The following is a 10,616-nucleotide window of genomic DNA, read 5'->3' on the forward strand; positions in this document are numbered from 1 at the left end:
AATCTAAAAAGAAATCACCGTTCGAAACACAGGTCCGGACACCCATGTTCGACTGCAGAAAGGCTCCCCGATCATGATACGGGCAAACAGAAAAGACAATCATCGATCTACAGGAAGAGCGTCAATAAACACGCTCATTATTATGTTCACGTTGTTCCTGATCGCTGCTCTCGCTGCTTGCACAGGTATTGAGCCAGTTCAGCCCCCCCTGATCTCCACAACGGAGCCCTCCCAGCCGGTGGAAAAGAAGTTGGATGACCAGTTGCGGGACCTGTTGCGTGCCCAGGACATCACCTCTCTTGACCCGGGACCCTCACCCGAGCCAGGTAAAGTGGCATTGGGACAGGCCCTTTTCTTCGACAAGGAATTGAGCGGAAACCGAGACATCTCCTGTGCCACCTGTCATCATCCCACCCTGGCAGGCGGCGATGGGATTTCCCTGTCCGTTGGCACGGGAGGGTTTGGCCTGGGTACCGAACGCCGCAGAGGCACCATGCGGGGAATCATCCCGCGCAATGCTCCAGAGATATTCAACCGAGGTGCGCCCGAATGGCACACCATGTTCTGGGATAGCCGTGTTTCGACCACGCTGCACGGTGGATTCACGATGCCCGCCGAAATCGACAGCGCCATCTATCCCGCCGGGTTGGATAACGTAGTGGCGGCTCAAGCCATGTTTCCCGTCACCTCCCGCGGTGAGATGCGCGGCGACCTGCGCGATGTGGACGTGCATGGCAACATCAACGAACTGGCGGTGCCCAGGGATGACGATCCCCACGAGACCTGGCAAACGCTGATGACACGCTTGATGGCCATCGACGAGTACCGCAGCCTGTTCGCGGATGCTTACCCGCAGCTTGCACCTGAGGATTTGGGTTTCCAGCATGCCGCCAATGCCATCGCGGCCTTTGAGATCGGCGCATTTACCCTGCTCGATGCTCCCTGGGATCGCTATCTGGGCGGCGATGACACCGCGCTGAGCGAGGACGCCAGACAGGGCGCCATACTCTTCTACGGCAAGGCTCGCTGTTCCGAATGCCATAGCGGTAATTTAATGACCGATCAAAAGCACCACAACGTTGGCATTCCCCAGATTGGCCCAGGCAAGGGACGCGAAAACCGTTACGTAGATATGGGTCGCGCCCGCGAAACTGACGATCCCTCCGACGAGTTCGCCTTCCGAACACCGCCCTTGCGCAATGTGGCAATCACCGGGCCCTGGATGCACAACGGTGCCTACACCAGTCTGGAATCCACGGTTCGCCATATGCTCGATGCCAGGGAAATGCTGGAAACCTACGATCCGTCACAGCTCTCCATCGACGTGTTAAGCGAAACTGAACTCAAGGAGGAGATTGTCCAACGGATCAGCGCTTCCCTCGACCCAATAATCAAAAAAACCGTCCAGTTGAGCGACGAGGAAATCGCCAAACTCACGGCCTTCCTGCAGTCCTTGACAGATCCTGCTGCGGTTGACCTCTCCCATCTGGTGCCTGAAAGCGTACCCAGCGGTCTTCCTGTGGCAGACGGACCAACCGCGCCAACCATGTTCCGGCGTATTACTGAGGAGGCAGGAATCAGAATGCCTCACCGGCCAGGTTACCAGATCACAGGACAGGCCTGGGGAGATGTGAACAATGACGGGTGGTTAGATCTCTACCTCACCACCGGCGAAGGCGCCAACCAGCTCTATCGTAACAACGGTGATGGCTCGTTCAGCCTGTCGCCGTTGAACAGCCAGGTCGCCCTGTCCGAGCACGACAGCGGCGGTGCACTCTTTGCAGACTACGACAACGATGGATGGAGCGACCTCTACGTGTTGGGCCGGGGACCTAATATTCTTTTCCACAATGAGGAAGGGCTGGGTTTTACAGACGTTACGGCTGATGCAGGCGTTGGCGGCGACAAGACCAGCAAATCGGCTACCTGGGGGGACTTCGACAGCGACGGCAATTTAGACCTCTATGTCGTCAACTGGTCATGCATTCCTCGCTGTGCCCATCCCCTTGAGGGTGAGCCAGATAGCCTCTATCACAACAATGGCAATGGTACCTTCACCGACATCACCGATGCGCTCCGTATTCGCCGGCGAGGAGCCGGTTTTGTAGCAACCTGGACCGATTACGATAACGACGGCGATCTGGACCTCTACGTGGTCAACGACGAGTTTGCTGCGCCGGTGGGCAACCAGATGTGGCGCAATGACGGTCCAGGCTGCGCGCCGCTTGCGTGGTGTTTCAGCGAGGTATCGGAGCAGGCCGGAAGCGATGCGCGGGTAATGGGCATGGGCCTGACGGCCGACGATTTCGACGGCGATGGGCACATCGACTACTTCGTCTCCAATGCGGGTCAGATGGTACTTCTGCGCAATCGTGGCGACGGTACCTTCGAAAACGTGGCAGAGCAGACCGGCGTCGCACTGGAACCATCTGCCATTGGCTGGGGTGCCCTTTCCTTCGACTGCGACAACGACGGCTTTCGGGACATCTACCTGGCGACCATGGCCCGGCGCGCCAGGGTCAGTCCCTTCAATCCCCTCTTCCACAACCAAGGGGATGGCACCTTCGTCGAAATGGGGCACAGCAGCGGCGCTGACGACCCTGGTCCCAGCGTAGGCCTGGCAGCAGCCGACTACGACGGAGATGGCTGGGTCGATCTGGTCGTGGGCAATTACAACCGGGGTTACGAGCTTTTCCACAACGAATCGGCGACTGACAGCCTGAACCATTGGCTGGCGCTCAAGCTGGTCGGGGATGGCCCCGTGAACCGGGATGCGGTGGGAACGAGGGTGTTGCTCACCACCGATGACGGACGCCAGCAGACACAGGAGGTTCGTAGCGGCATTGGGTTGGGTGGCGGCAGCACCTTGACGCTGCACTTCGGCCTGGGCCAGGCCGGGCTTGATCAGGTCGCGATCCTGTGGCCCGACGGCACACACCAGGTACTCGTGGAGTTGGCTCCGGACAGGGCCTACGAGGTTCGCTATGGGAACCTCGCGAGGCCTCTGGAACAACACCAGGTGGAGTGACATGTACTCATAACCGTCATGCCCGCGCACGTCAGCACGTGAGCTAGACGATGCGTGAGCTAAAGCGATTCCTGATAGAGACCAGGAGTTTGCCAGCAGCATCGCCGCTCGTGTGGCCACCTTCAAACCCCTGTCTTCAAAGTGGTATCACTTTAGACGATCCGGCCTAGCACGCCAGCAGGCGGACCGAGAGGTCGGCGTACCGTGACGCTAGCAAGCGGTGCGAGAGCTAGGTAAGGCCACCGAGAGGTGTGAGGCAGGCGGGCATCCATCCGGTGGCTGGGGCAATTCGTGAATTCGCGGCCCCATTCGTGGACGGCCTTCGCGGGGAGTGACGGCAGCCATGACGCGTTATGCTGAAAACATCATGACCGTGCGAGACGGCACCGCAATAGTGCCGGTGCAGGCACTGCCGTCAGCATCGAAAAAGACACCATCAGGCAACTCCAGCTCGCCCTGCAAAGCACCCGCATTGACGGCGATCAGCACACGATCCTGCTTGAAAGCTTTCTCCGCCAGCCATAGCCCCCGTGCATCATCCAGCGCAAGAGTGACGATCTCCCCGTAGACCAATGCCCGATGCCGGCGGCGGAAACGGATCAGGCTCTTGAAATCTGCCAGCAGCTCTTTATCCTGGCTCGCTCCCCATAACATGGGATGGCGCGCCTCCTCCCGCCAGGGTCCCTTGGACCGGGGTTGGCTGAGACCAACCTCCGTGCCGTAGTAAAGAACGGGCGTGCCACCGAATGCCATCAACAATCCGACAGCCAATCGAAGTCGTCTTTTGTCGTCGCCAACCATCCACAGAAAGCGGTTCATATCGTGATTATCAAGGAAGGTCGGGCGGGAGAAGCCGGCCGGGAAAAATCGCTGTGTGCGCTCGAGGGAGGTGGCCAGCCAGCTAATAGGGTCCTCTTCCGGGTTGCGAGAGCCGACAATACGCCGGACCAGTCGGGTGAAACCGAAGTCCAGACAGCCATCCAGACGTCCGCTGTAGGTGCGCAGGGCGTCGCTACCCAGGGTCACTTCACCGAAAACCCAGCATTCGGGATCGATCTCCTTGCAATGCGCCCCAAAGGCGCTCCAAAAATCGTGGCTGGGGCCCGCAGCGTAGTCGAGTCGGTAGCCGTCGACGTGATATTCGGTCAGCCAGAAGCGCGCTGCTTCCAGCATATAAGCCCGGGCACCGGGATTGTCCAGGTCGATCTGGGGCATATTCCGGGCGGTAAAAAAGGTGCGGTAGCCATGCATGTACTCAGGCCCAAAACTGTACCATGAGCGATAGGGGCTATCGAAATCCTGAAGCGCCTCCTGAAAGGGCACAAACTCGTCGCTGGTATGGTTGGTGACAAAGTCCAGAACGATACGCAGGTTGCGCCTGTGGGCCTCCCGCACCAGCTCGGCCAGATCCTCGTTGCTGCCGAATCTCGGATCGACCCTGAAATAGTCCACCGTATCGTATCCGTGATAGGAAGTCGTCGCGAAAACCGGCGTCAACCAGATGGCAGTCACGCCAAGATCGGCGATGTAATCCAGGTGATCAATCACGCCCCGTAGATTGCCACCTGAGAACTGCTCCATCTCAGCCGGTTCCAGCCAGCGACTCCCGACCGGTGCAAAACGATCGACGAAAACCTGATAGAGAATGGCCTCTTGAGCCCACGCCGGGGTCTTGAAACGATCCACCGAGTAACCGTAGAGGGTTGGCCGTTCTATCGTGCCATCGATATTCATCTCCCGGCTCCAGTGGGAGATGGCGGGATCCTGGCTATGCCAACCCTCGATGCGATAGCGCACTTGGCTCCCTTCCGGCTGCCCGGGAATCGTGCCTCGCCATAGGTCGCTGTAGTCCCAGAAGGAGGGTTGCCATTGAGTTTCTACCCGATGCAATGGAATGGCCAAGCCATGAATCGCATCCCCTTGACTGCCCGCGGGGTCGCTGCCATCGGTAGTGACGTAGGCGGTCACGCGGTCGACCAGCACATCCCGGCCCGCGCTGACGCTGATCGTTACCGGCTGGCCGGGCATAGGATCCAGGGGATCGATATCATGCTGGTGCCGGATACCACACCAGCGGCGCCGGATGGCCTCCAGCGTATTATCATCGGCCTCCAGCCGCCCGAAGACAAAGTCCTCCATGACGGCATTTGAATCGCCTTGTTGTTCGCTCATAGAACAATCTCCATGGTCATCCGGAAAAAGAGCGAGAGCCTGGAAAACCCAGACTCTCCTCGCTGCAAAATAGGCGTTTTCGAGATCTAAATCGACAAAACGATCATGTTGACTTGTCTACATATCTACTTGTTTCCTTGTTTCCTTGTCCACCTGTCTCCCTGTCTACCCTTTGACAGCACCCACAGTCAGACCACTCTGAAGCTGATTCTGGACCAGGTAGAAGAGGATCAGGGTAGGAATAGCACCGATCAATGCCCCGGCAGCGAACTGGTTCCAGCGCTGACCATATTGATCGCCGATAAAGAGGCTGAGACCCACGGCCAGGGTATAGGTCTTATTGTCCGACAACATCACGCGAGCCAGCAGATAGTCCCCATAGGTGCTGATGAAGGTCAGAATGAACACCACCGTCAGAATCGGCCGCACCAGCGGGAAGATAATCTGGTAGAAGGTCTGGAAGTGAGAGGCCCCGTCGATCTGGGCCGACTCATCCAGTTCGCGCGGTACCGTATCAAAGAAGCCCTTCATCAGCCAGGTGTTGAATCCCATCGCGCCGCCCAGATAGACCAGTATCAGGCCGCCCAGGGTATTGAGGCCCAACAAGGGAATAACCCGGCCGATCTGCTGCAGGATCAGATACAATGCTATCATAGCGAGAACGTTGGGAAACACCTGAGCCAACAGGATCGTCTTGAGCAATCCCTGCCGGCCGCGAAAGCGAAAGCGGGAAAAGGCGTAGGCCGCAAAGGCCGACAACACGACGACCAGTACCGCCGTAATCGTCGAGACGATCAGAGAGTTCATCATCCAACGGCCGAAGGAATGCTGCGGATTGTCGAGCATGTAACGGAAATTGTCCAGGGTGGGGTTTTCCGGAATGATCTGGGTTGTATTCAGACTGCTTACCGGGTTGATCGCTGCCGAAAAAATGAAGACCACCGGAAACAGGGCGAAGGCGATAGCCAGCAGGGCAACCGCAAGGCGCCAGGCCGTGTCCAGCCTGTCCCGGTTTCTCATGCTCATTCCTGAGGAAGTTTTTCTTGCACTAGACATTTTCTGACACCTCCTCCAGCATGCCCGTGTAACGGAAGTTGAAAAGGGTAATGATGGCCACGATGACGAAGATGATGATCGAAATGGCAGCAGCCAGGCCGTAATCAGCGCCCCGGCCACCGGCGAAGGCCAGGCGATAGGTATAACTGATCAGGATATCGGTATGACCGGCCGGAGTCGCCGCGCCAGCAATGGGCGGGCCGCCCGAATTATACAGATCGATGATGGTGAAGTTGTTGAAATTGAAGGCGAAGGAACCGATCAACAGGGGTCCTACGGCTACCAGTAGCAGCGGTAGCGTGATCTTGCGGAATTGGTAGATGCCACTGGCACCATCCACTTTGGCGGCCTCGTAGATGTCCCGCGAAATACCCTGAAGGGCGCCGGTGGTGATCAGGAACATGTAAGCATATCCCAGCCAAAGATTGACGCCCAGAACGCCCACCTTGGCCCAGAAGGGATCGGTGAACCAGCCTGGGTTCCACTGGGTACCGATAACGCCCAGGACCGGGTTAAGTAGCCCTCGCCAGATCAATACACTGATGAAGGGTGGCAGGGCATAGGGCACGATCATCAACACCCGGATCGCCCGCTGGAAGGGCATATCAGGTTTGTTCATAACCAGGGAATAAAAAAGCCCAAGCGCAAAGGTCAGGAATACACTGAAGAAGGCCCAGATAAAGGTCCAGATGAAGATAGTGGAAAAAGGACCCCGGATCGCCGGATTGGTAGCAATCCGCGTGAAGTTCTCAGCTCCAATAGTCACAGGGAAGCCGGGACGCAATTGATCGCCATCCTCCGCTGTGAAGGTGCCTTCGACATTGTAGTAAATCAGGCCCGTTTCCTGATCGACCATGGTATCGTTTTCCGCGTCGTACTCGTATTTCTGCTCCGTTTGGGTGGCAGTATTGATCCCGGTTACCTGGACCCCCCCATCGGCAGGTCCGTATGTATGTCCTTGCAATTCAGGCAAGGTAACCAGCTTCTGGTTGGCTGGAACACGCGTATAGCCTTCGATGGACAGAGGAGCTCCATTGGCATCCAATTCTCCTATGCCCGGCACCTCCTCAGCCGGCGCGTAGTTGCCCTCCGAGTCGGCAAAATAGGTATCGCCCTCTTCGTCCACCAGCCAAAGGGCGATATTGCCATCAGCATCCCGGTAGGCAGTCCATCCATAGGTTGGGGCACCTTCGGGAACATAGGTGCGGCTCTCGATCTGCTGGATTGCCACGGGCTTCTCAACCAGGTGACCATCACCGTAGTTGGTAAACGCGGTGAAAACTGTAAAGATCACAGGATAGATATGCATCATGATCATAAACGCCAGACCGGGCATGATCCAGCGCAAGGGCATGGCATCGGTGCGCAGGAAAACCACATTGATTGCGATCACCACCAGGGTCACCGTGATGGCGAATCCCGCACCCCCGCTGAACCAGAGTTGCCAGACAAAGGAAATTGTCAGGGCATCCAGCAGCATCAGCAGGCCGAAACGGATGAGGATCTTGGGCAAACTATCACCCAGGGATGAAAGCGGTGATGGCATTCGTCCCTGGTTTTCAGTCGTGGAGACATTGGCCATGGTTTTGCCTCCTGGCAAAGAAAAAGGGGGGCACGATGGCCCCCCTTTTGGGGAAGTTAGTTGCCTGCTATGGCGTCGCGTACCTGTTGGGCCGCGGTGGCGGCAGCCTCCTCAGGTGTGGCTGCACCCTGGAAGACCAGGGTAATGGCATCACCCCAGGCACCCCAGACCGAACCCATCTCGGGGATGGCGGGCATTGGCTGGGCATGCTCACCAGCGGCGGCGAAGGCGGCGATATCGGCATCCTCGACGACATCGCGCACCGGCAGGAAGGCCGGGGGTCGCGGGTCTTCATCGAAGATCTGCTGCATCACCTCAGGAGTAGCGATGAACTCGGTCAGGAAAGCCTCAGCGATAAGCTTGTTGTCGCTGAAGTTGTTGACCATGAAACCCTGGGTACCCAGGAAGGGGCTGGCATTCTCAGCCGCGCCGGGCAGCGGCACAATGGCATAAGGAATGCCGGCCTCGCGGAAGCGTGGCAGCGCCCAGGGGCCGGTGGTGATCATGGCTGCATCACCCGTCTCGAAGAGCACATGGGCTGCTTCCCAGTCCACATCGGGACTAAGGTGACCTGCTTTGACTGCCTCGTCCGCCCAGGTCAACGCGGCAATAGCGCCCTCGCTGTCCAGTCCCACATCGGAAGGATCGTAGCTGCCCTGGTCATCGGTGCCGAAAATATAGCCGCCGTAGGAGGTCAGGTTGGGCTGGAAATGGTAGGCATCGTTGGGGAAGAGCACGTAACCCTGCTTGACCGTGCCGGCTTCCTCAAGTGCCGCGGCCATCTCGATCACCTCGTCCCAGGTCTCCGGTGCCTTCTCGACCAATTCGGGGTTGTAGACAAAGGCCGGGTTTTCGGTGGCGTATGGCATACCCACCAGTTCACCGTTATAGGTGAAACCATCGATGGCAGGCCCGAAGAACTGATCTGCCTTGGCGCCCAGGTTAATGGGGGCCACCAGATCGTTCAGATAGAGCTCGCCAAGCCAGTCGTGGGCACCGATGAAAATATCGGGACCCTCGCCAGCCGGTCCGGCCAGCTTAACCTTGTCCCTGATGTCACCGAAGCCGACCTCGGAGAGGACCAGCTCGACGCCCAGGTCGTTGAGGGCCTTTTCCTTGAGGGGTTCGAGAGCAGCCATGCGCTCCTTGTCGGCCCAGATGGAGAGTTGGGCAGAGGCCGCGGCCGGTTCCTCGACAGGCGCCTCGGTCGGTTCGGCTTTTTCTGGTTCTGGTTCGGGTTCAGGTTCAGGTACGGGGGTATTAGTAGGCTCCTCAACAACAGGAGCGGCGGGTTGTTCAACCTCGGGAGCTGTGGTGGGCTCTGCCGCAGGGCAGGCAGCCAGAAGCATGGTGGCGACCAACAGGACCATCAGTCCAATCAGCCTGGTTCGACGTGACATTGAATGTTCTCCTTTTTCGATTGTAGAAATGTTCCAAAATAAAAGGCAACCCGATTTCCGTCGGTATACCTACTGAGAAGGCCTCAGGCGCGTACCGATTGAAGAGCGGGTCTCCCAACCAATGGAGCACTGTTCCCTTGAACAGCGATCTTTGCTGTGGATATCCAGATGAGATACCCCTGGACAATTAAATGGCCGTCAGAGGATGCCTGGGCAAGCCAGCTGACGGAACGTTGGATGAAGGCCCAGCGCTGCAATAGCGGCAGGCACTCGTTGAAGATTACCGGCATTATATGGTTCGCAAAGTTAATTGTCAAACTTGTCCCCCGGTCGGATGGCGAAACAGGTCGCGCGCCTGTTGCCCGCAGATGAACGAGCAGTTGCGGTACATTCTCCGGTGTCACTGCATTGAGATTGCGAAGCACGCCTGTCGGCGGGAGACTTCTGTCAAACCAGCCCGCGACAAGGGTTCTGCCAGGCTCCACTCCCCTGTGGTATAATCGCGGCATGAAACTACAGGATGGTGCCCGGCACCTGGGAATCGATCTTTCGTCGACGCAACTGGAGGCTTTCGACCTTTATCGCGCCGAACTGTTGGCGTGGAACCAACGTTTCAACCTGACCGGGATCACAGACCCGGACGAGGTCGACACCAAACACTTTCTCGATTCCCTCTCTGTGTTGGTGGGGCTGACCCGAATCGACGGCAGGTCTGTGGCCGATCGGTTGGGGTCAGTTGCCAGGGCTGTTGACGTGGGCGCCGGCGCAGGGTTTCCCGGATTGCCGCTCAAGCTGGTCTGGCCAGGCTTGAAGCTCACCCTGGTTGAGTCGACGGGAAAAAAGTGCCGGTTTTTGACCCATATCGTCCAGCAGATGAAGCTGCAGGATGTCACGGTGGTCCAGGCGCGGGCAGAAGATTTTGGACAGGGAGAGGGCAGGGCCAGCTTCGACCTGGCCTTCGCGCGGGCGGTGAACCGGTTGCCGATATTGTTGGAGTACACACTGCCATTGCTGCACCGGGGCGGCTATCTGATAGCGCAAAAGGGCCGCGACCCCCAGGAAGAGGCCAGCGCTTCCGATCATGCCCTGCGCACCCTTGGCGGCGAGGTGCAGGATATCCTGCCGGTCACGGTTCCCGGACTGGACGCCCAGCGCACGTTGATCACGGTCGCCAAGGTGCGCAAGACACCCCAGGAGTATCCACGTCGCCCTGGCATGCCGAAACAGCAGCCGCTTTAGGTGTGGACGCGGGGACGCGGGGATGCTGAGACGCGGGGACGCGGGGACACGGGGACGCTGAGACGCGGGGACGCTGAGACGCGGGGACGCGGGGACACGGGGACGCAGGGACGCGGAGACGCGGGGACACGGGGACGCT

At 58.4% G+C, this 10,616-nt stretch carries 6 protein-coding genes; 2 read left to right on the forward strand and 4 right to left on the reverse strand.

Translation table 11 applies throughout. The annotated features are described in order from the left end of the window. Positions 1 to 238: 238 nt before the first annotated feature. Positions 239 to 3,028, forward strand: coding sequence for an FG-GAP-like repeat-containing protein (locus U9R25_14745; protein MEA3337165.1), 2,790 nt, complete (start codon positions 239 to 241; stop codon positions 3,026 to 3,028). A 351-nt stretch (positions 3,029 to 3,379) separates the two neighbouring features. Here U9R25_14745 and U9R25_14750 read toward each other — a convergent pair whose 3' ends face one another. From U9R25_14750 to U9R25_14765, 4 genes are all read right to left on the reverse strand, one after another. Continuing rightward, positions 3,380 to 5,200, reverse strand: coding sequence for an alpha-amylase family glycosyl hydrolase (locus U9R25_14750; protein MEA3337166.1), 1,821 nt, complete (start codon positions 5,198 to 5,200; stop codon positions 3,380 to 3,382). A gap of 165 nt (positions 5,201 to 5,365) precedes the next feature. After that, complete coding sequence (locus U9R25_14755) at positions 5,366 to 6,220, reverse strand: sugar ABC transporter permease (protein MEA3337167.1); 855 nt, start codon at positions 6,218 to 6,220, stop codon at positions 5,366 to 5,368. Positions 6,221 to 6,248: 28 nt separating this feature from the next. Beyond that, complete coding sequence (locus tag U9R25_14760; GenBank protein ID MEA3337168.1) at positions 6,249 to 7,838, reverse strand: ABC transporter permease subunit; 1,590 nt, start codon at positions 7,836 to 7,838, stop codon at positions 6,249 to 6,251. Positions 7,839 to 7,894: 56 nt separating this feature from the next. Further along, on the reverse strand, positions 7,895 to 9,238 hold the full coding sequence (locus U9R25_14765) for a maltose ABC transporter substrate-binding protein (protein MEA3337169.1): 1,344 nt from the start codon (positions 9,236 to 9,238) through the stop codon (positions 7,895 to 7,897). 507 nt (positions 9,239 to 9,745) lie between these two features. Between U9R25_14765 and rsmG the strand changes: the two genes are divergently transcribed. Further along, the gene (gene rsmG, locus U9R25_14770; GenBank protein MEA3337170.1) at positions 9,746 to 10,477 is read left to right on the forward strand and encodes a 16S rRNA (guanine(527)-N(7))-methyltransferase RsmG; all 732 of its coding nucleotides are present in this window, start codon (positions 9,746 to 9,748) and stop codon (positions 10,475 to 10,477) included. Positions 10,478 to 10,616: the final 139 nt, after the last annotated feature.

It is taken from the genome of Chloroflexota bacterium (assembly GCA_034717495.1).
Taxonomy (GTDB): domain Bacteria; phylum Chloroflexota; class Anaerolineae; order JAAEKA01; family JAAEKA01; genus JAYELL01.